Annotated in this window: 24 protein-coding genes and 1 pseudogene; 14 read left to right on the top strand and 11 right to left on the bottom strand. The window is 65.7% G+C overall.

Features of this window, described 5'->3' with window-relative positions:
• Positions 1-376 precede the first annotated feature (376 nt).
• Positions 377-691, bottom strand: coding sequence for a hypothetical protein (locus ON44_RS26995; RefSeq protein ID WP_040695096.1), 315 nt, complete (start codon positions 689-691; stop codon positions 377-379).
• 20 nt (positions 692-711) lie between these two features.
• Here ON44_RS26995 and ON44_RS27000 point away from each other — a divergent pair.
• From ON44_RS27000 to ON44_RS27005, 3 genes and pseudogenes are all read left to right on the top strand, one after another.
• Positions 712-1,290 (top strand): annotated as a pseudogene (locus ON44_RS27000) (DNA-3-methyladenine glycosylase I); the annotation flags it as partial.
• Positions 1,291-1,473: 183 nt separating this feature from the next.
• Positions 1,474-1,641 carry a DUF3117 domain-containing protein gene (locus ON44_RS48635; protein WP_011211259.1) on the top strand — a complete coding sequence of 56 codons (168 nt, stop codon included), beginning with the start codon at positions 1,474-1,476 and terminating at the stop codon, positions 1,639-1,641.
• A gap of 16 nt (positions 1,642-1,657) precedes the next feature.
• Entirely contained in the window at positions 1,658-2,488 is an 831-nt protein-coding gene (locus ON44_RS27005; RefSeq protein ID WP_040695097.1) for a putative RNA methyltransferase, read from the top strand.
• Here ON44_RS27005 and glgA read toward each other — a convergent pair.
• Positions 2,464-3,621 carry a glycogen synthase gene (glgA, locus tag ON44_RS27010; RefSeq protein WP_040695124.1) on the bottom strand — a complete coding sequence of 386 codons (1,158 nt, stop codon included), beginning with the start codon at positions 3,619-3,621 and terminating at the stop codon, positions 2,464-2,466. The genes ON44_RS27005 and glgA overlap by 25 nt on opposite strands.
• Before the next feature lie 137 nt (positions 3,622-3,758).
• Between glgA and glgC the strand changes: the two genes are divergently transcribed.
• On the top strand, positions 3,759-4,973 hold the full coding sequence (gene glgC / locus ON44_RS27015) for a glucose-1-phosphate adenylyltransferase (RefSeq protein WP_040695098.1): 1,215 nt from the start codon (positions 3,759-3,761) through the stop codon (positions 4,971-4,973).
• Here the strand turns inward: glgC and ON44_RS27020 are convergent, their stop codons facing one another.
• The 3 genes from ON44_RS27020 to ON44_RS27030 form a co-directional block, all read right to left on the bottom strand.
• Positions 4,974-5,168 carry a hypothetical protein gene (locus ON44_RS27020; protein WP_040695099.1) on the bottom strand — a complete coding sequence of 65 codons (195 nt, stop codon included), beginning with the start codon at positions 5,166-5,168 and terminating at the stop codon, positions 4,974-4,976. It lies immediately after the preceding gene.
• Between the two features lie 90 nt (positions 5,169-5,258).
• Positions 5,259-5,516 carry a hypothetical protein gene (locus ON44_RS27025; RefSeq protein ID WP_040695100.1) on the bottom strand — a complete coding sequence of 86 codons (258 nt, stop codon included), beginning with the start codon at positions 5,514-5,516 and terminating at the stop codon, positions 5,259-5,261.
• A gap of 120 nt (positions 5,517-5,636) precedes the next feature.
• Positions 5,637-6,269: an O-methyltransferase gene (locus ON44_RS27030; protein ID WP_371856482.1), complete on the bottom strand. Its 633-nt coding sequence runs from the start codon at positions 6,267-6,269 to the stop codon at positions 5,637-5,639.
• Between the two features lie 390 nt (positions 6,270-6,659).
• On the opposite strand from ON44_RS27030, the gene sigE reads away from it, so the two are divergent.
• The 7 genes from sigE (at position 6,660) to ON44_RS27065 (ending at position 11,780) form a co-directional block, all read left to right on the top strand.
• Complete coding sequence (sigE, locus tag ON44_RS27035; protein ID WP_040695125.1) at positions 6,660-7,265, top strand: RNA polymerase sigma factor SigE; 606 nt, start codon at positions 6,660-6,662, stop codon at positions 7,263-7,265.
• Between the two features lie 90 nt (positions 7,266-7,355).
• The gene (locus ON44_RS27040; protein WP_040695126.1) at positions 7,356-7,742 is read left to right on the top strand and encodes a zf-HC2 domain-containing protein; all 387 of its coding nucleotides are present in this window, start codon (positions 7,356-7,358) and stop codon (positions 7,740-7,742) included.
• A 10-nt stretch (positions 7,743-7,752) separates the two neighbouring features.
• Complete coding sequence (locus ON44_RS27045) at positions 7,753-9,306, top strand: trypsin-like peptidase domain-containing protein (RefSeq protein ID WP_040695103.1); 1,554 nt, start codon at positions 7,753-7,755, stop codon at positions 9,304-9,306.
• 55 nt (positions 9,307-9,361) lie between these two features.
• The gene (gene tatB, locus ON44_RS27050) at positions 9,362-9,778 is read left to right on the top strand and encodes a Sec-independent protein translocase protein TatB (RefSeq protein ID WP_040695104.1); all 417 of its coding nucleotides are present in this window, start codon (positions 9,362-9,364) and stop codon (positions 9,776-9,778) included.
• A gap of 140 nt (positions 9,779-9,918) precedes the next feature.
• Complete coding sequence (locus ON44_RS27055) at positions 9,919-10,773, top strand: hypothetical protein (RefSeq protein ID WP_040695105.1); 855 nt, start codon at positions 9,919-9,921, stop codon at positions 10,771-10,773.
• A 253-nt stretch (positions 10,774-11,026) separates the two neighbouring features.
• The gene (locus ON44_RS27060; protein ID WP_157187331.1) at positions 11,027-11,551 is read left to right on the top strand and encodes a hypothetical protein; all 525 of its coding nucleotides are present in this window, start codon (positions 11,027-11,029) and stop codon (positions 11,549-11,551) included.
• 25 nt (positions 11,552-11,576) lie between these two features.
• A complete protein-coding gene (locus tag ON44_RS27065; protein WP_040695107.1) occupies positions 11,577-11,780 on the top strand; it encodes a hypothetical protein in 204 nt (67 codons plus the stop codon).
• 25 nt (positions 11,781-11,805) lie between these two features.
• Here ON44_RS27065 and ON44_RS27070 read toward each other — a convergent pair whose 3' ends face one another.
• Positions 11,806-12,438, bottom strand: a complete 633-nt coding sequence (locus ON44_RS27070) for an HD domain-containing protein (protein ID WP_040695109.1) — start codon at positions 12,436-12,438, stop codon at positions 11,806-11,808.
• Between the two features lie 70 nt (positions 12,439-12,508).
• Between ON44_RS27070 and ON44_RS27075 the strand changes: the two genes are divergently transcribed.
• Positions 12,509-13,504, top strand: a complete 996-nt coding sequence (locus ON44_RS27075) for a GlxA family transcriptional regulator (RefSeq protein ID WP_051182499.1) — start codon at positions 12,509-12,511, stop codon at positions 13,502-13,504.
• Positions 13,505-13,763: 259 nt separating this feature from the next.
• Here the strand turns inward: ON44_RS27075 and ON44_RS27080 are convergent, their stop codons facing one another.
• Together ON44_RS27080 and ON44_RS27085 are read right to left on the bottom strand one after the other, a co-directional pair.
• Positions 13,764-14,156 (bottom strand): hypothetical protein, encoded by a 393-nt coding sequence (locus ON44_RS27080; protein WP_040695110.1) that lies wholly within the window; start codon positions 14,154-14,156, stop codon positions 13,764-13,766.
• Entirely contained in the window at positions 14,153-14,419 is a 267-nt protein-coding gene (locus ON44_RS27085; RefSeq protein WP_040695111.1) for a hypothetical protein, read from the bottom strand. The genes ON44_RS27080 and ON44_RS27085 overlap by 4 nt, the downstream gene beginning before the upstream one ends.
• Positions 14,420-14,911: 492 nt before the next feature.
• On the opposite strand from ON44_RS27085, the gene ON44_RS27090 reads away from it, so the two are divergent.
• Positions 14,912-15,787, top strand: coding sequence for a helix-turn-helix domain-containing protein (locus ON44_RS27090; protein WP_040695112.1), 876 nt, complete (start codon positions 14,912-14,914; stop codon positions 15,785-15,787).
• On the top strand, positions 15,784-15,996 hold the full coding sequence (locus tag ON44_RS27095) for a DUF397 domain-containing protein (protein WP_040695113.1): 213 nt from the start codon (positions 15,784-15,786) through the stop codon (positions 15,994-15,996). The genes ON44_RS27090 and ON44_RS27095 overlap by 4 nt, the downstream gene beginning before the upstream one ends.
• A gap of 153 nt (positions 15,997-16,149) precedes the next feature.
• Here the strand turns inward: ON44_RS27095 and ON44_RS27100 are convergent, their stop codons facing one another.
• The 3 genes from ON44_RS27100 to ON44_RS27110 form a co-directional block, all read right to left on the bottom strand.
• Positions 16,150-17,091: a glucosyl-3-phosphoglycerate synthase gene (locus ON44_RS27100; RefSeq protein WP_040695114.1), complete on the bottom strand. Its 942-nt coding sequence runs from the start codon at positions 17,089-17,091 to the stop codon at positions 16,150-16,152.
• The gene (folP, locus tag ON44_RS27105) at positions 17,088-17,972 is read right to left on the bottom strand and encodes a dihydropteroate synthase (protein WP_040695115.1); all 885 of its coding nucleotides are present in this window, start codon (positions 17,970-17,972) and stop codon (positions 17,088-17,090) included. The genes ON44_RS27100 and folP overlap by 4 nt, the downstream gene beginning before the upstream one ends.
• A 140-nt stretch (positions 17,973-18,112) precedes the next feature.
• Positions 18,113-19,882 (bottom strand): long-chain-acyl-CoA synthetase, encoded by a 1,770-nt coding sequence (locus tag ON44_RS27110; RefSeq protein ID WP_040695116.1) that lies wholly within the window; start codon positions 19,880-19,882, stop codon positions 18,113-18,115.
• Position 19,883 lies beyond the last annotated feature (1 nt).

Here is a 19,883-nt window from a genome sequence, read left to right on the forward strand (position 1 = left end):
GACCGGCCAGCCCCAAGCGCCGAACGGCACAGCGACCAGAGCACCAATCGCACAACCATCAGTCGCCCCGCCCCAGCTGCCGCCTGCCCGGCAGAGCACGCCCGTCGAGCCGAACGGCACGATTGATCAGCCAACGGCCGGCCAGCCCCAAGCGCCGACCGTCCCGCCGCACAGCACAGCGACCCAGGGACCGTTCGGGCAGCCATCGGTCGCCCAGCCGCAGCCGGCGACCGCACCGCAGAACCGCACGACGCAGACACCGATTGGACAACCATCGGTCGCCCCGCTCCAGCTGCCGACTGTCCAGCAGACCACGACTGCGCCGCAGAACGGGGCGATCGCCCAGCCGCCGACCATGCAGCCTTCCGTCGCCGCCTCACAGGCTCCGACCGCACAGCAGCTCCCGGGCGTGCAGCAGCCCCAGAACGTGCCGCAAATCCCGACCGCACAGCAGACCCCAAACGTGCAACAGACCCCGACCGCGCAGCAAGTCCCAGTCGCACAGCACAACCCAACCCCACAGCAGGCCCCGGCTGCACAGCACAACCCAACCCCACAGCAGGCCCCGGCTGCACAGCACAACCCAACCCCACAGCAGATCCCGGCCGCACAGCAGATCCCGGCCGCACAGCAGATCTCGGCCGCACAGCACCTCTCGAGCGCACAGCAGGTCCCGAGCGCGCAGCAACACATGCCATTCGGGGATCAGAAATGACCGCCGAAATCACCGTGGCCGCGGCGGATACGACCGAATCCGACGGCAAGATCCGCTGTCCGTGGTCGGAGGGCTCCCAGCTTTACCGGGATTATCACGACACCGAATGGGGCAAACCGCTGCACGGCGATGACGCCATGTTCGAGCGGATGTGCCTCGAGGCATTCCAATCCGGTCTGGCGTGGATCACCATTCTGCGCAAGCGTCCGGCCTTCCGAACCGCATTTGCCGGGTTCGCGATCGAGCGGGTGGCCGTCTTCGGCGATGACGATGTGGCGCGGCTGTTGGCCGACCCAGGCATCGTGCGCAACCGGGCCAAAATCGAGGCGTCGATCGCCAACGCCCGGGTGGCCGCCGAGCTCGATATCGGACTCGACGAGTTGATCTGGTCCTTTGCGCCTGCCGCACGTCCGCGCCCGCGCACGATTGCCGAGGTGCCCGCGACCACCCCCGAATCCATAGCTCTGGCAAAAGATTTGAAGCGGCGCGGGTTCCGCTTCGTCGGCCCGACGACGGCCTACGCGCTGATGCAGGCGACCGGAATGGTCGACGACCACCTGGCCGATTGCTGGGTCTAGGGAGGACGGCCCAACACAGGCCGAGCGGTCACATTTCGAACTCAGGTATCCGTCCACTACGGCGATAGGGAAGAATGGGACGGGTGTAGCTCGCCAAATGCCGGCGAGCTCACTAGTTGGTGACAACTGGAGTTCCAAGAAAGTGCGCAGCATATCGCGCAGATCTGGAGGGAGCAGAGGATGGCGGCCATGAAGCCCCGCACCGGGGACGGTCCCCTCGAGGCAACCAAGGAAGGGCGTGGAATCGTGATGCGGGTTCCACTCGAGGGTGGCGGGCGTTTGGTCGTTGAGCTCACGCCGGATGAAGCGGCAGCGCTCGGTGACGAACTGAAGAGTGTCACCAGCTAATCCCACACTCGCTGATGTGGCCGGTCTGCTGGCCTGTCCGGAATGCGGCTCCGAAATGGAGTCGCGGGATCGGGCGCTGCGCTGCGGACAAGGGCACAGTTTCGACATCGCCAAACAGGGTTATGTCAGTCTGTTGACCGGTGCGTCGACGAAAATGACCGGCGATACCTCGGCGATGCTGGACGCGCGTGCCGCGTTCCAGGTCGGGGGACATTTCGCGCCGATCGCCGATGCGGTGGCCACGGCCGTCGCGGCCGACGATCCGGTGCTCGACGGCGCCGTCGTGCTCGAGATCGGTGCCGGAACCGGCTACTACCTGGCCGCGGTGCTCGATGCCGTTCCGGCTGTCGGGATCGCATTGGATGTGGCCAAACCCGCGGCCCGACGCTGCGCCCGTGCCCATCCGCGTGCCGCCTCGGTACTGGCCGACGCCTGGCGCGGACTGCCGGTTCGAGACGGTGCGCTGCATCGAGTGGTCTCGGTTTTCGCACCACGTAATCCGAGCGAGGTAGCCAGGGTCCTCACCGCCGACGGCAGGTTCGTCGTCGCCGCACCTACCTCACGGCATCTGGCCGAGCTTGTCGGCCCACTCGGCATGGTGACGGTCGACCCGGACAAGGACCGTCGTCTCACCGATGCCATGTCCGGCCACTTCGACGCGGTGGACCGCACCATCGTCGAATACCCGATGAAACTCACCCGCACCGATATCGGCAATGTGGTGGCGATGGGCCCGTCCGCCCACCACGCGACCAACCACCTGGATGGCCTACCGGACGCGCTCGAGGTGACCGCCTCGGTCCAGGTCTCGACCTACCGACGTCAGAACTTGCGAACCTGGTCGTAGATCGCCACGGTTTGGGCGGCGATCTGCAGCCAGTCGAATTCGGCGATGGCACGGTGGCGTCCGGCGGCGCCGAATTCGGCGGCGAGCAACGGATCACCGGCGACCTCGTTGACCGCCGCGGCCAGATCGTGTTCGTACTGCTCCGGCGCATTCGCGTCGTAGTGCACCAGGCGACCGGTCCGACCGTCCACGACCACCTCCGGAATACCGCCGACATCGGAGGCGACCACCGCGGTCGCACATGCCATGGCCTCCAGGTTCACGATCCCCAGCGGTTCGTAGACCGAGGGGCAGACGAACATCGTGGCCGCGGCCAGAATCTGGCGAATCTGCTCGGTCGGCAGCATCTCGCGCACCCAGAACACATTGCCGCGCGCCTTGGTGAGTTCCGCGACGGCTGCGGCGACCTCGGTTTCCAACTCGCGGGTGTCCGGCGCGCCCGCGCACAGCACCAACTGGATTTCCGGATCGAATTCGCGGGCGGCTGCGAGCAGATGCCCGACCCCCTTCTGCCGGGTGATGCGACCGACGAAGGCCACCATCGGCAGGTCGGTACGCACACCCAATTCGTCCAGGATCGTGCGGGATCCGCCGACGGGCGGTTCCGGATGCCAGACGGTCGCGTCGATGCCGTTGTGCACCACGTGAACCCGGTCCGGATCGATCGTCGGATAGGCGTCGAGCACATCGTGGCGCATGCCCTCGCTCACCGCGATGATCGCGTCGGCGTATTCCACAGCATTGCGCTCCGACCAGGACGACAGCCGGTAGCCGCCGCCGAGCTGTTCGGCCTTCCACGGCCGCCGCGGCTCCAGCGAATGCGCGGTCAACACATGCGGTATCCCGTAGAGGGTCGCGGCGAGATGTCCGGCGAGCCCGGTGTACCAGGTATGCGAATGCACCACGTGCACCTCACCCGCGGCATCGGCCATCCGCAGCTGGGCCGAGAGCATCTGCATCGCGGCATTCGCGGCGTAGAGCATCGGATCCGGTTGGTGGACTACGGCATCCGTGCGTGGCACGCCCATGCAATGCACGGTCACCTCGCACAATTGCCGCAATTGCGCGGCCAACTGGGTGACATGGACACCTGCCCCGCCGTACACCTCGGGGGGATACTCGCGCGTCAACATCGCAACGCGTAGCCGGTCGTGATCGCCGGCTCCCGCCCCCGCACCCCCGCCGCCCGTGCCGAAACTCACGGCTTCAAACTAGACGTTCACTTTGGCATGGGCCACCTGTACCCGCGTCGCGCGGTAGTTTGGCAGGTGTGAGGAGCCAGCCGCACGTACTCGGGATCGTGCTCGCCGGTGGCGAGGGTAAGCGCCTGTTCCCCCTCACCGCGGATCGGGCCAAGCCAGCTGTCCCCTTCGGCGGTGCGTATCGACTTATCGACTTCGTACTCAGCAATCTCGTCAACGCGGGCTATCTGCGCCTGTGTGTGCTCACCCAGTACAAATCGCATTCACTGGACCGGCACATCTCGCAGACCTGGCGGCTTTCGGGTTTCGCGGGTGAATACATCACGCCGGTGCCCGCGCAGCAGCGCCTCGGTCCGCGCTGGTACACCGGCAGCGCCGATGCGATCATGCAGTCGCTCAACCTGATCTACGACGAGGATCCGGACTACATCGTGGTCTTCGGCGCGGATCACGTGTACCGGATGGATCCGGAGCAGATGGTCCAGCACCACATCGACTCCGGCGCGGGCGTCACGGTCGCGGGCATCCGGGTGCCGCGCAGCGAGGCGAGTGCCTTCGGCTGCATCGACTCCGACGAGTCCGGACGGATCACCCAATTTCTGGAGAAGCCCGCGCATCCGCCGGGCACACCGGACGATCCGAACGTCACCTTCGCCTCGATGGGCAACTACGTCTTCACCACCAAGGTGCTGGTGGATTCGATCCGCGCCGACTCCGACAACTCCGATTCCGATCACGATATGGGCGGCGACATCATCCCGGCGCTGGTCGCCGCGGGCGAGGCCTCGGTCTACGACTTCGCCGATAACGAGGTGCCCGGCGCGACCGAGCGCGATCGCGGCTACTGGCGCGATGTCGGCACCATCGACGCTTTCTACGAGGCCCACATGGATCTGGTCTCGGTGCATCCGGTCTTCAATCTCTATAACAAGCACTGGCCCATTCGCGGTGCGGCGGAGAATCTGCCGCCTGCCAAGTTCGCGCAGGGCGGGCTCGCGCAGGAGTGCGTGGTCGGAGCCGGTTGCATCCTGTCGGCCGCGACCGTGCGCAATTCGGTGCTCAGCTCCAATGTCATGGTCGACGACGGCGCGACCGTCGAGGGCAGTGTGATCATGCCCGGCGTCCGGATCGGGCGCGGCGCGGTGGTGCGGCGCGCGATTCTGGACAAGAACGTGGTCGTCGGCGAGGGCGAGATCATCGGCGTGGATCTGGACCGGGACCGGGATCGCTTCGCGGTCAGCAACGGCGGCGTGGTGACCGTCGGCAAGGGCGTCTGGGTCTGACTACGTCGGATTCGACGGACAGAACGGCGCGCAGGCACCGGGTGTCTTCGGCACGGTCGTGGCCGGTGACTTATCGCCGAAATCGGCGGTGACGACCAACAGCATCAGCACAACGGCGAGACCGAGCACCAGCACAAGAAAGATCGCCGACCAGCCCCAGTTGATCGGGTCTCGATCATCGTTGTCGCGAAACACGCTGAACCTCTCCCCGATTGCCACTCCCCGGACATCGTCTACTCCTTGATACCCAGTCGGCGGCGGTTTCGCGCGAAATATTTCCGACGGTTATCGCGGGGCGGGTTCCGGTGGCGCGACGGTGACCGTGCAGAACGGTTCGCAGGGACCGGGAGTCAGCGGAACTTTTGTGCGCTCGGTGCCGAAATCAGCATTACTGACCCACAACAGCACCACCACGGCCAGCACCATGATGAAAATCAGAAAGCCGAGAGCGGGCAGCAGACAACCGCCGCGTGCCCGTCCCTCTTTGATCGTGTGGCCGAAATGGCCGATTTCTAGGATCTGGGATCCGCGCTCCCACACCATGGGCGTACCTTGCGTCGTCGAACCTGGCTTCGACTCGAATACCCGTCCGGCGGCGATGAAATCCGCACACGGCGAATGAAATCCACACGCTCCCAACGCTTGTGAATAGCCGGGCGGTTACTAACCCCGCGATGCGCAGAGCAGACCGTCGCCGACCGGAATCAGCACACTGGTGAGTTCGGGATCCTCGGCGATCGCCCTGGTCGCGGCGCGCACGGCCTGTGTCGCCGGATCGCGCTGGGTCTGGTCCGGAACCCGGCCGCCGAGCAGGGCATTGTGCAGCAGGATCGCGCCGCCCGCACGCAGCAGCCGCACGGCCTGGGTGACGTATTGCGGATGCTCGAGCGGGGCCGCATCGATGAACACCAGGTCATAGGCACCGTCGGCGAGTCGGGGCAGCACATCGAGGGCTCGGCCGTTGATCAATCGGGTACGCGCTGGCAGGATCTCGGCGGTTCGGAATGCCTCCTTGGCCGCACGCTGATGCTCGGGTTCGGAATCGATGGTGGTCAGGGTCCCGTCCTCGCGCATGCCGTCCAGTAGCCACAGCCCGCTGATCCCCGCGCCCGTCCCCACCTCGACCACCGCACGCGCGCCGAGCAGCTGGGCATACATGCTCAGCAGGGCGCCGACCGAGGGTGGTACGGGTAACGCACCGAGTTCAGTGGCCCGCTCACGCGCGCTGACGAGGACCTCGTCTTCCACGACGGATTCCTCCACGTAGGAGAGATTTCGCTCCAGATTCGATGCCACGCCTATGAATCTAGGGCACGAAGTCGCAAGTTTGGCTCACCGGTGAAGCGTTATCCCGTGGCCGTGCGATTAATTGTTTGTCGGGGGCGGGGGCGGATTCTCAGGTGTCCCTCAGGATCTCCACACCCTCGGCATATCGAGGCAGGAAAGAGTATGGGCAAGCAAGACCAGCTGACCGTCCGGCACGGGGGCGCGGGAACAACAACATACCGATCGTCTGTTGTAACCGTACGTGACGATCCGAGACCCGGATCGCCACCAGATCCGCAGCCACGGTCCCGAGTAGGAGGTATCACCATTCACATGGTCGATGCGGCGCGCGAGTTCGCCACCCTGCCAGCGCAAGCTCTCCCGACGGAGGCGGCGCAAATTCTCCCGACGGAGGCGGAAATGCACGACGAGGACGTCACCGAAGTCGAGCTGACCGGCACTGCGGCCTTCGACGCGACGGGCGACCGTTCCGCGATGCCGTCCTGGGACGAATTGGTCCGCGAACATGCCGACCGGGTGTACCGGCTGGCCTACCGACTTTCCGGCGACGCGCAGGACGCCGATGATCTGACCCAGGAAACCTTCATTCGGGTATTCCGTTCGCTGTCGAATTACCAGCCGGGCACCTTCGAGGGCTGGCTGCACCGCATCACCACGAACCTGTTCCTGGACATGGTGCGCAGGCGCAACCGGATCCGGATGGAGGCGCTGCCCGAGGATTATGACCGGGTGCCCGCCGAGGGACCGAGCCCGGAGCAGGCCTATCATGACTCCCGCCTGGATCCCGACCTGCAATCCGCCCTGGATTCGCTGGCTCCGGAGTTCCGCGCGGCGGTCGTGCTCTGTGATATCGAGGGTCTGTCCTACGAAGAGATCGGCGCGACCCTCGGTGTCAAGCTCGGCACCGTGCGCAGCCGCATCCACCGCGGCCGTCAGGCACTGCGCGACTACCTTGCGCATAATGGAAGTGAGCAGCGGTTCGCCGCTGACGCGAACCTGGGGTGATCCGGCGCAAGCCGAACCGCACCCGACGGCCGGATATCCGTTCGGTCGAGCGCAGGAGTGGATGATGTCGGTTGGAAGGGTGAGCACCGAATGAGTGGCGACGCCAGCACGTCAGGTCGTCCCCGTTTCCGTCCCACCGAGCATCTGGCCAGCGAGGCGATCGCGGCCTATGTGGACGGCGAACTGCGGATGAATGCCTATCTGCGTGCCGCCCAACATCTTTCCGTCTGCCCCGAATGCGCGGCGGAGGTCGACGCACAGCAGCAGGCGCGGATCGCGCTGCGCCGGGCCGGTCAGGTGTCGATTCCTACCGATCTGCACGACAGCCTCACCCGTATTCCGCTCGCCGAACTGCCCGGCGGCGCAACCAGCGCGGCCGCCCGGCCGCCGGCCGGAAGCCCCCGCAACGAGGCGGTTTTCGGATTTCTGACCGATTCGTTCACCGCGACCCGGTGGACAACCTGGTGGCGCAAGTAGAGTTTGCCGAGTGACCACCGAATCGACGAATTCCGGGCCGTCGGAATCGCGGCCCTCCGCAGGCGACACCAACGATTCGGCGCCCCGGGGGAACTTAAGGCCGTCGGACGCGCCCGTACTCGGACCGCGCCCGGTCTACCGGCCGCATGTGGACGGTCACACGGCGCATGCGTTCCGGCGCCCCTCGGGCCAGGCCGGTTCGTTCGGCGAGCAGCCCAAATCGAGCGGTTCTGATGTACCGCAGGTCGGGCCGGAACTGCACAACAGCCCGCCCGACGCGGTGCTTGCGGAGGCTTTCGGTCGCCCCGAAGGCTCCACCGAACTCCTGCAGCGTGATCCCGACGCCGCCGAGACCGGCGCACCGGTGGCCGGTCCGGCCGATCCGTGGCGCGATCCCGACGCCGCCGCCCGTCTCGGCGCACCCGCCGTCGCGACCCCGCGGCACGCACCGCTGCCGCAGGCGCGGAAGCTCTCGGCAAGGGAGGTGCTCTTCGGCTCCCGAGTGGCCCCCAAGGCGCTGGCTCTGCTCGCGGCCGTCGCGCTGGCCATCGGTGTGCTCGGCGGACTGGTCGGCCGGTTGACCGCGGAGGCGACGTCTCCGTTGACCTCGCGCAAGGTCACCCTGGAACAGTCCGGCGAGATCGAGCGCCCGCACGGCCTGATCGCCAAGGTTGCCAATGCGGTGCTGCCCTCGGTGGTCTCGATCCGGGTCACGGTCGGCGACAACGGCGCGACCGGTTCCGGTGTGGTCATCGACGGTGCGGGCTACATCGCGACCAACAATCACGTGATTTCGATGGCGGCACAGGACAAGTCGAACCGGGCCGCCATTCAGGTGACCTTCTCCGACGGCAGCCGGGTGCCCGCGAATATCGTCGGACGCGATCCGAAGACCGATCTGGCGGTGCTGAAGGTCGATGTGAAGAATCTCACTGTCGCGAATCTGGGCAAGTCCAAGGACGTCCAGGTGGGTGACGACGTGCTGGCGATCGGTTCGCCGCTAGGCCTGAGCAAGACCGTCACCTCCGGCATCGTCAGTGCCCTGCACCGTCCGGTCGCGCTCTCCGGTGAAGGCAGCGATACCAAGGCCGTCATCGACGCGGTGCAGACCGATGCCTCGATCAACCCGGGTAACTCCGGTGGCGCACTGGTCGACATGGAGGGCCGGGTCATCGGCATCAACACCGCGATCCGCAGTGAGACCGGCGGTTCGGTCGGCCTCGGCTTCGCGATCCCGGTGGATATGGTGACCAATATCGCGCAGACCCTCATCCACGACGGCCAGGTGCACCACCCGAAGATCGGTCTCAGCGCCCGCAGCAAGCAGGTCGCAAACGATGTGATGAGCGGCGCGGCGGTCGCCGACGTGGAACCCGGCGGACCGGCCGCCAAGGCCGGAATCGTCGAGAACGACGTCATCGTGAAGATCGGCGATCGCGAGGTGACCGGCCCGGATGAGCTGGTGGTCGCCGTGCAGCAGCGCAAGATCGGCGAGACGGTGAACGTGCAGTTGATCCGCGATGGCAGGCAGGTGGACGTACCGGTCACGCTGGAATCGGACTGAGCCGCGGATGGAATCCGGAGCGGCTCGGCTACGTCGGCCCAGGTAGCCTGGACTCGTGTTCAGCAACATCAGCTGGGGCGAGATGGTCATCCTCCTCGTCGCCGCCCTCGTGATCCTCGGCCCGGAGCGACTGCCCGGGGCGATTCGCTGGACCACGCAGAGCCTGCGCAAGGTTCGCGACTACGCCAGCGGTGCGACCCAGCAGCTGCAGCAGGAACTCGGACCGGAATTCGAGGACCTGCGCAAGCCGCTGGCCGATCTGAACGAGCTGCGCCAGATGTCGCCGCGCCAGATGGTCACCAAACATCTTCTGAATGGCGACGATTCGGTCTTCCGCGATTTCGAGAAGGCGATCCCGGACAAGCAGGACCTGCTCGGCGCCAGCGGCGGCATGCCGGACTACCCGATGCCCAAGCTCGAAAAGCCCTTGGAGCACAACGAACGTCCGCCGATCGACACCGACGCGACGTAACTGTGTTGGATTGGCCGCGCCTACGGCGCGGCGTGTTCGCTCGTAAGACTCGCTCTGTTGTGGTTGCCAAGGGCTGCAACGGGTCTGTTGTGTCAAGAAGACTAGACGCTTGATCGTGTCGAGATGTCTAGACTTCGCACATGTCGGCCGATGACGTGGCGCGCGTTTTCGCGATCGAAGATAAAGTCGAGCGACTCAAGGCGGCCACCGATGGGGTGGCAGCAGCCCAGCAGACCATCAACGAACTAACCCGTATCCGCAGGGCGGTGATCAGGGAACTTCATGCCGAGGGCTGGACCTTCGCCAGAATCGGTGCGGCGGCGGGGCTTTCCCGCGCGCGGATCCATCAGGTGAGTACCCAGGGTCCCGCACCGGAAGGTCTGTTTTTCGGGCACGGATCGCTCACGGTAATCGCTCCGGAGGTCCGCGGCGGCCGAGTGCTCGGCGCACCGGATCCGAGTGCGGCACAACGACTGGTGGAGCTACTTCGCGAACTCGGCTTCACCGCAACGGTCGAACACTTCCTGCCGGGCCGACCCGTCGACCTGAATCGCGACGGCCTGATTGTGCTAGGCGGGCCCGAACTCTCGCCGAGCATTCGTCAGCTCATCGCGGCCGATCCGCGACTGCGGCGCGCGGTGGCCCGGGCCGGGGATGCCCGGCGCGGTATAGAGGATCGGGCGGCCCGGCGGGTATACCGGCCGGGCGGTCCGGAACCACACGATATCGCCTATGTCGCGCGACTCCCACGTCCCGACGGACGCGGCACCGCCCTGATCATCGACGGCCTGCACCCACCCGGCTCGCTCGGCGCAATCCGTTTGCTCGCAACCAGATTGGCCACGCTGCACGAACGCGCTGCGACACATCTGTTTTCGGTGCTGGTCGCCGTCCGCTACGACCGATCCACCGGGGAACCGGTCGATGCCGATCTGCTCACACCGGTGTATCGGCACGACGCCGAGCCCAGATCGATCTCCGGCCTTCGACGCTGAGTTGTTCGACTGCTGGAATCCTTCTGGCAATCAAGTAGAGATCGTGACCGGTCGCGCGGCACCTCGGTTCAGTGGAGCCGCGCGATATTCACTCGGGCTCGAAGAACCCAGGTAGCTCACAGCAGTTCGCAACAAAACCGTGATGTGTCACACATCACCTAGACCTTCCATCTAGGCTCGACAACGGCAATGCTGAGTTAGCTAGTCGATAACTATGATCGTAGGTGGGTTTCACATGGAGGTTCCGCGTCCGATGAGCGCGCGTACTGCACTCGGGTTGGGGGTCGAGCTCGAAGCGGGCGGTCCGACAGCGGAACCGGTGACCACCACCCATCGGCTCACCTACAGCAATCGACTCAGAGTCTTCATCGGTCCGGACGACTCCGTGATCAACTTCCTGCGCCCGCTGCGCAGACTGGACGGATTCGATTCCTACTCGGTGAATCTCACCCGCCTGCCATATCCGATGCCCGCGTCCGAGATCACCGCGACGCTCAGCGCCGCGCCGGGCCGGAACTACGTGGAGTGCATCGGCTCGGCCGACGTGCTTGGCATCGAGCTGGGCACCGAAGTCGACGGGACGCCACGCCGCTACCTGCTCGGCCTATCCGGCGATCGAGTCGGCTACCCGGGCGTCGATGTGCCGAATGACGCAGATCTACTGCGCGCGTATCCCGACGAGATCTTCGACGCCGAACATGCGGCGGAGGTATTCGCGACCTACTTCCACACCGGCGCTATCCCGACGGGTTTCCAACTTCGTGAAGTTCTCGATTGATGCGCAACCTCTGGAGGGGACAAGCATGAATGTCATCCTGCTCGGGAGTGTCGTATGTGTTGTCGTGGCGATCGCCGCAGTGGTCACGATGCTGGTGCGGCCGCGGCGGCCCAACCGAACTCCTCTGAGCGTTGCCGATCTGCAGGCGCGTTTGGCCGAGGAGGATGAGCGGTTGCATCCGGATGTTGTCGAGCGCGCCGCACCAGAGGAACTCGGGCGCAGCGCATAAGAACTGGGGCGACTACGGCGGAGCGCTACTCGCCCCAGACAGATGAGGCAGCGCCCAGTTCCAGGCGGGTGGCACCGCCGGATCGGCGCTCTCGCAGCAGTTCGCCGCCAATCGTGTAGGGCGGTCCCGCGGCGGGCGTGCACGCGGCCCGCTCGACGATCGCGTCGGTGAGAGTCCGGGCCATGTCCAAGCGTGGGTAGGCAGCATGGATTTTCTGCTCCCATGCCATCACGACATCGGCGTTGCGGCCGAAGTCGACGCCGACGCCCGCGCGGGTCAGGTAGGCCAGCAGGCCGCGGCGCTCGGCGATACCGGGCGAGGTGTGCAGCGCGATCGCCTCCCAAACCCGGTCCACATCCGCGGCGGCGACGCCGTGCTCGCGCAATAGCGCGGCCGCCAGATCCGCGCCCTCCACTTCGAAACGGCTCTCGCCGTGTGCCAGCGCCCCCGCACCGAGATCGTGCATGACGGTGGCCGCGAACAGCAGCTCGCGGTCGTACTCGGCGTCGTCCACACAACCTTCGTGGATGGCGAGCAGTTGGGCGAACAGGAAGCTGCGCACGCTGTGGTTGGCAATGGCGGGGCTCTCGGTGTCGAACACCAGTGACAGGACAGCGTCGGACAGCGGACCCCCGGGCAGGTCGAGCGAAAAGGTCATGACTGCAGGCTACGAAGCGGAGACCGGAACGCACAGTGGCCCTGATGCCACCGATCGCTAGAATAGTGCCATGAAGGTGCCCGGGACCCACCACGTCGCAGTGCTGGCGCTATCCGGCGTGCTGCCGCTCGACCTCGGCATCGCGGTTCAGACATTCGGTGGTGACCCGCGTTATCGCCTCACCGTGTGCGCGGATTCTTCGGCCGAGCCGGTGCCCAGCGTCGGCTTCAGACTCAGTGCGCCCGCCGGGTTGGCGGCGCTGGTGGACGCCGACACCGTCGTCGTCCCCGGTTATGTGGCACCGGAGGCGCCGGTGCCACCTGGCGTGCTCGCGGCCTTGCGCGCCGCGCATACGCGCGGAACCCGGCTGATATCGATCTGCACCGGCGCGTTCGCGCTGGCGGCTGCCGGATTGCTGGACGGACGTCCGGCGACCACGCATTGGCAGCACACCGCGCTGCTGCGACAGCGCTATCCGCGTATCGACGTCCGGCCGGATCAGCTCTACGTCGACGACGGCGATATTCTCACCTCCGCAGGCGTCACCGCGGGAATCGACTTGTGTCTGCACGTCATTCGGCAGGATCACGGCGCGGCGGCGGCGAACAGCCGCGCACGGCTTCTGGTGGCACCGCCGCGGCGCGCGGGCGGACAGTCGCAGTATGTCGAACAATTCCGACCCGCCGCGCACGGCGAAGACCTCGCCGCGGTGCGCGACTGGATGCTGGCGCACCTGTCCCAGCCGCAAGGGCTGGAGATGCTGGCCCGCCACGCGCACATGTCCCGCCGCACCTTCATCCGGCGCTTCCAGCAGGAAACCGGCACTTCGCCGATTGCCTGGCTGACCAGTGCGCGCATCGACCGGGCCAGGGAATTGCTGGAGACGACCACGACACCAGTCGAACAGGTCGCCCGCCTCAGCGGACTCGGCAGTCCGGCCGCCTTCCGGGACGCCTTCCACCGCTACGTGGGCACCGCGCCGCAGCACTACCGCATGGCCTTCCGACATCACATCGGCCAGTCGACACCCGAAAACAACACGCCCACCCCGTCGTTGCCCAATTGATGCTGCCTTGGCCCGCAAGGTAGCCGCCCTTGCCCGTGTGCGCGAACGCGCAGCGATCAGAACCGGGACCGGCCTCCGCGCAGCCCGGCAGATGCTGCCGGGAAGGCCGCTGCGTTTCCGCTCCACCATTCACGCTCGGCCCTGAATGTCCCTGCGGCAGGCGAACTTCAGGAAGTGCGCGATTTCGCTGGCCAGCCAGCCATCTGCTCGGTGACGGACAGCATCCGTGTTCTCGGGCGGGTTCGTCAACGTAGGTGTGTTACGCAGATGAGGCGTCCGGTGGCTCGGTAGCCCACTCGGTGACTGCGGCGGTGAATCGAGCCATCACCTCGACCGGCAGCAGCCTCGCCGGACCGGCTGGAAAGTGTCCCGACGCGCCTGGAACCCGTTGCGGCAGAACGCTCCCCGCCGCACCCGCGGACGCGGAGGATTCGAAGTTGCCGCGGAGAAGCCAGCGGTCGAGCCGGTCCAGAGGTCCGCTGCACACTATCGCGCCCGATCCGTCGACCAGGTTCCAGCCGAAGGGCGGATTAGGCTCGCGCTCGACGTGATAGCCGAGTCCGGCGGCATTCTCTATGGCGCACAACCACTCTCGTATCGAGGGCAGTTCTCCGGCATGCCGCTGGTCAGCTGGTGACTTTTCGGCGGTCACCGTGGGTACCCGGCCATGCTCGAGGGTCGATACCGGGGAACCAACTGCATCCACAGGTCGTGGCGTACGGCATCCCATAGCCGCGCCAGCCTCGGCCACAGTTCCCGCGCCAGGACCAGATCCGGATACGTGCCCGGCCCGAACGTGACAATCGGCAGAATCTCAGATGTGTTGTGTACGTCCATGATTTCGACCTGTCGTAGGTGATTCAGTCGCCAGGTGGCCTGCAAGCCGTCGATCTCGGTCCGATGTATCTCGCGCATCTCGCCCTCCCACGTCGAGCCGATCGAGCTGGGTCCCTGGACAACCGGAGTTGCCGCTGTCGTCATTCGATCCGCGTCAGGCCTTCGCCGAGCTGCAATCAGATGCCTTTGCCGCCAACATATTTCGGCCTAGCCGGGTGATCTCGTACCGCCCACGCCTGGCTCCGGCAACGATCAGGTTTCGGCTGACGAGGTTCGCCACGGTTTGGCGGGTCGTCCACGCCGTGAGACTCGCGGAAATCTTGATTTGCTGTTCGGTGAGCATCCCGCCGCAGCTCAGTGCCCGTAGGACGCGTGCTTGTGGTACAGAGAGGCTTCCTTCTTGCTGGGCCATGCCGATATGGTTGCGCAGGTCGGGCTGGGTACGGAGTCTCTGAACGGGAGTCTCTGCAAGGGGCGAGAACACCCAGCATCATTCTTGGAAGTCACCTACGCTGATTCTCAGCCTGAGAATCAGCGGGTGCGCCGGTTGAGAAAGCAGGGGGCACGACTATGCCGAGACAGGCAGACCTCAGCGGCACAACACTTCAGCGACGCCAACTGGGTCGAGCACTACGGGACGCACGCCAGGCGCAGGGCTTGACGCTCGACCAGGTGGCGGCTGCAACGAAGATCAGCAGAGCTACGCTGAGCCGGATCGAGCTTGGGCAGTACGAGAAAATCAGGGACATGGAGGTCGATTACCTGTCCCGGTACTACTGCCTGCCGGATGCCCGGACCGAGTATCTGAAATCTCTTGCCAGCCAAGCCAATGCCAAAGTCTGGTACCAGGACTATCGCCATCTGATCGTGCCTGGGTTCGGCACGTACCTCGAGTTGGAATCATTCGCGTCGGACTTCTGGTTCTATCAGCCGATCGCCATACCCGGTTTGCTCCAAACGGCGGACTACGCCCGAACATTGGAGCAGCTCGGCCGACCGGACCACTCGCTAGACGAGAACAACACGCGAGTAGATCTCCGAATTCAGCGAACGAAGATACTCACCCGCCCGCACAACCCAGTACGCGCGGAATTCCTGTTGCAGGAGACCACTCTCTATACCCTCGTCGGATCCGGTCCGATCATGGCAACTCAGCTGCGGCATATCGCCGACCTCAGCACCCGCGACAACGTGACGGTGCGTGTCCTTCCGTTCACCGCTGGCCTCCCGACCGGGAGCATGATGCCACCACACATCATTCTCGATTTTCCGGACAACGAGCCGTCTGTCGTTTACACCGAAGCTGCCATTGGCTCAATGACTTTCGATGGTGCCGAAGACGTGAAGCGCTTTCGCACACTCCACGAAACCCTCCGAGGGGCCGCGCTGGACGAGCAGTTATCCAGGGACCGAATCAGGAAGATAGCAGGGAGACATAAACAGTGACCATCGACCCGTCACGCACGCACTGGTTCAAATCGTCGTACAGCGGCAGCCAGAACGAATGCGTCGAAATATCCTGGCTCGCAGGGGGACACGTCGGAGTCCGCGACTCGAAGAACTCGACCGGCCCGGTTCTCACCTTCACGCCCGGTGAATGGGACGCCTTCATGGCGGGTGTACAAGACGGTGAATTCAACCGGCCCGACGCCTAGCCTCAACCGACAGCAAGCGGCTCTGTTCCGGGGACAGGGCCGCTTGCCATATCTCTCGGTGCGCTGCGGCTCAATACATCCCGCGAAGCCTATCTGCGCAGCACCGCACACGAATGAACCCCGAGCTCGCACCCGGGGTTCATCATGGTTATCTCAGGCCGCAGCCCATTCCGGGCGCAGCGTATTCATCGGGGGGCGATCGGCGAGGGAGACCTCCGTGCTGTGCGCGGTGAAGGCATCGCCGATCAGTGGGAACTGGGTCAGGGCGGCACCGGAATCCTGGACACCGCTGCGGCCGAGTACGGTGCCGAGGATCTGGCGGCTCATTACGCCGAGATCGGCGAGGGGGCGGTTGCGGTGGGTGCGCACACCCAGATTCACCTGACCGATCGCGGACAGGCCGAGGCGGTCGTAGGTGTCGAGGAGAAGACCGATCTCCACGCCGTAGCCGGGGGCGAACGGCACCGAGGTCAGCAGTTCGCGGGTGCCCGCGTATTCGCCGCCGAGCGGCTGCAGCACCTGCGACAGTTCCGGACGCAATGCGGCGAGCAGCGGACGGGCCACTAGTTCGGTGACGCGACCGCCGCCGTGCGCGTCCACGGCACCGGCCTGCCGCAGCGGCCTGCGGTAGTAGGCCTTCACCAGATGCATATCGTCGACCAGCAGCAGCGGGCCGAGCAGCTTCGGCACGAAGGCCGGATCCGGGTCGATCAGATCGGAGTCGACGAAGGCGATGACATCGCCGCTGGTCACCGCGAGCGACCGCCACAGCACCTCGCCCTTGCCGGGCATCGGATCGAGTTCAGGGACGGCCTGTTCCCGACTGATCACCTCGGCGCCCGCGGCGAGCGCGCGTTCGGCGGTGGCATCGGTCGATCCGGAATCGAGCACGATCAACTCGTCGACCAGAGTGCCGAGCAACGGTCGAATGCTGGCCACCACGTCGGCGACCGTGTTCTCTTCGTTCAGCGCGGGCAGCACCACGGAAACGGTGCGTCCGCGCTTGGCGGCGATCAGTTCTTCGACTGTCCAGTCCGGGGTGTCCCAGGTATTCGTCGTCGCCCAGAGCGGGCTGTCGTGGTGGTGGAAATTCATACCAGACCTCGCAGGGTTCGTGCGGGGGGCCGGATGCCCTGTATCGCGGCGATCATGTCCACGACGCGCCGGGTTTCGGCAACCTCGTGCACTCGGAAGACTCGGGCGCCGGCGGCCGCCGACCATGCTGTTGCTGCCAATGTGCCCTCCAACCGTTCGGATAGACCGACACCTAAAGTCTCCCCGATAAAATCCTTGTTGCTGAGCGCCATCAAGACTGGCCATCCGGTATTTACAAGAACGTCTATTCCCCGCAACAACTCGAGCCCGTGGTAAGTGTTTTTGCCGAAATCATGGGTCGGATCGATCAGAATCGAATCCTTGCGAACCCCGGCCGCGACCGCATCTTCTGCGGCGCGCCGGACGGTTTGCGTTACTTCTGCCACCACATCGGCATAGCGCACCCGATGCGGACGGGTGCGCGGGACGGCCCCGCCGGTATGGCTGCACACAATGCCGACCCCGCGATCGGCAGCCACGCGCACCAGATCCGGATCGGCGCCCGCCCAGGTGTCATTGATCAGGTCCGCGCCCGCGGTGACAGCGGCCTCGGCCACCTCGGCGCGCCAGGTATCGATGCTGATCAGTAGCTCCGGATACTTCTCCCGGATCGCCGCGACGAACGGAACCACCCGGCGAGCCTCTTCCGCCGCATCGACAACGGTGCCCGGACCCGCCTTCACCCCGCCGATATCCACCAGATCGGTGCCCTCGTCGACCGCGCGCGCGACCGCGTCCATGGCGGCCGCGTCGGTGAAGGTGGCGCCCTTGTCGTAGAAGGAGTCGGGGGTGCGATTGACGATGGCCATGACCAACGCCCGATCCGTCGCCACCGGCTTGCCACACAAAGTGGGAAGCGGCGCTGCGGTGGGGCTGAACATGCCCCGACTGTACCTAGTCCTGTAACACGGCCCCAGGGAACGGGTTGTGGACGGTGCATTCTTGGGACGGGCAACAACGGATTCCGCCAGTACCTGGGCAACTCGTCGAGCGAGCCCACAACGCCGCCGTGCGATCGGCGCTAGTTCTTCGGCGCGCGAGCCGCGGCGACGTCGGCGGCGTATCCGTCGTACGCCGGGATGTAGCCGTCGGCGCGACCGGCGAGCACGTACAGCTGACTGCCGGCGTCGGGTGCGTAGCCCTGCCTGCGGAGTTCGACTTTGCGGCTCTTGAAGGTGGAGGTCTGCTCGAGTTCGGCGACGACCCGGATGAACAGCGGGACCGCATAGCCGGGCAACCGGGAGTAGGCCAATTCGGCGAGCACGCGACCGTCGAATGAGGCGTCCGGGTACAGCGTCACCGCCGCCATGCCCGCCTTGCCGTCGGTGCCCGGGATATCCACGCCGAAGACGACCGCCTGCGAGATCGCATCCGATTCGGCGAGTACGCCCTCGACCTCGGTGGTGGCGACATTCTCGCCCTTCCAGCGGAAGGTATCGCCGAGCCGGTCGACGAAGGCGATGTGATGCCACCCCTGATCGCGGACCAGATCACCGGTGTCGAACCAGACGTCGCCGTCGGTGAAGCCGTCGCGGACCAGCTTGGCCTCGGAGGCGGCCTTATCGGTGTAACCGTCGGCGGGCGAACGATCGGTGACCTTGGCCAGCAGCAGACCGACCCCACCGCCCGGCACCCGGCGCAGCCGACCGGCCTTGTCGCGCTTGGCCTTTCCGGTCGCATCGTCGTATTCGACGATGGCATAGGGCAACGGCCCGAAGCCCGCGGTGCGATCCACCCCGAAGGCGTTGACGAAAGCGATATTCACCTCGCTGGCGCCGTAGAACTCGACGATCCGGCCGATGCCGAAACGGCTCTTGAACTCGTCCCACAGTTCCGGCCGCAGACCGTTGCCGACGGCGAGCCGGACCCGGTGCTGCCGATCGGTCGGCTTGACCGGCTGATTGACCAGGTAGCGGCAGAGCTCACCGATATAGATGAATGCGGTCGCCTGCTCCCGGATGATCTCGTCCCAGAACCGGGACGCGGAGAACTGCTTGCCGAGTGCGAAGGCGCCGCCCGCGGCGAGCACCGACGACAGCGCGACGGTCAATGCGTTGTTGTGATAGAGCGGTAGGCAGCAGTACAGAGTGTCGTTGCCGCGCAGGCGAATTCCGAGTCCGCCGAGTCCGGACATGCTCTTGGTCCAGCGCAGATGTGTCATCACGCTGGCCTTGGGCAGGCCGGTGGTGCCGGAGGTGAAGATCAGGAAGGCACGTTCCTTCGCGGTGACCTGCGCGCAGCTCGGCGGATCGGCCGGGTCGGCGTCCTCGGCCGCCTTGTGCAGATCCTGCGAAAAGAGCACATCGGCAAGGGGTTCGGCGAGCGAGTCCAGTGCCGCCTGGCATTCCTCGCCGACCACGTTGAGCACACTGTCCAGTAGCCCGAAGCTGTGGGCGAGCACCTGGTCACGCTGGTGGTGATTCAGCAGGCCGACCGTCGCACCGAGTTTCACCGTGGCCAGCGCCACGAACAGAGTTTCCGGACGGTTGGTCATCAGCACGCCGACCACGTCACCGCGCTGCACGCCACGGTCGGCCAGCACCCGCGCGTACCGGTTCACCTGCGCGTTGGCCGCGCCGTAGCTGAAGGTTTCGCCCTCGTACTTCAGGAACGGCCGGTCCGGATGCCGGTGCGCGTTGCGTTGGAAGTACAGCCCGACCGAGGATTTGTCATCCGGCCGCACCATCATGCCGCGCGCGCCGCGCAGCATTGACGGTGCGTCGAATGCCATGAGCGGCAACCGCTTCGCGATATCGAATAGGCTGACCTTCGGGCGGGCGGGAGTGCTCAAT

The sequence above is a fragment of the Nocardia vinacea NBRC 16497 genome, from assembly GCF_000308835.1.
Taxonomy (GTDB): domain Bacteria; phylum Actinomycetota; class Actinomycetes; order Mycobacteriales; family Mycobacteriaceae; genus Nocardia; species Nocardia vinacea.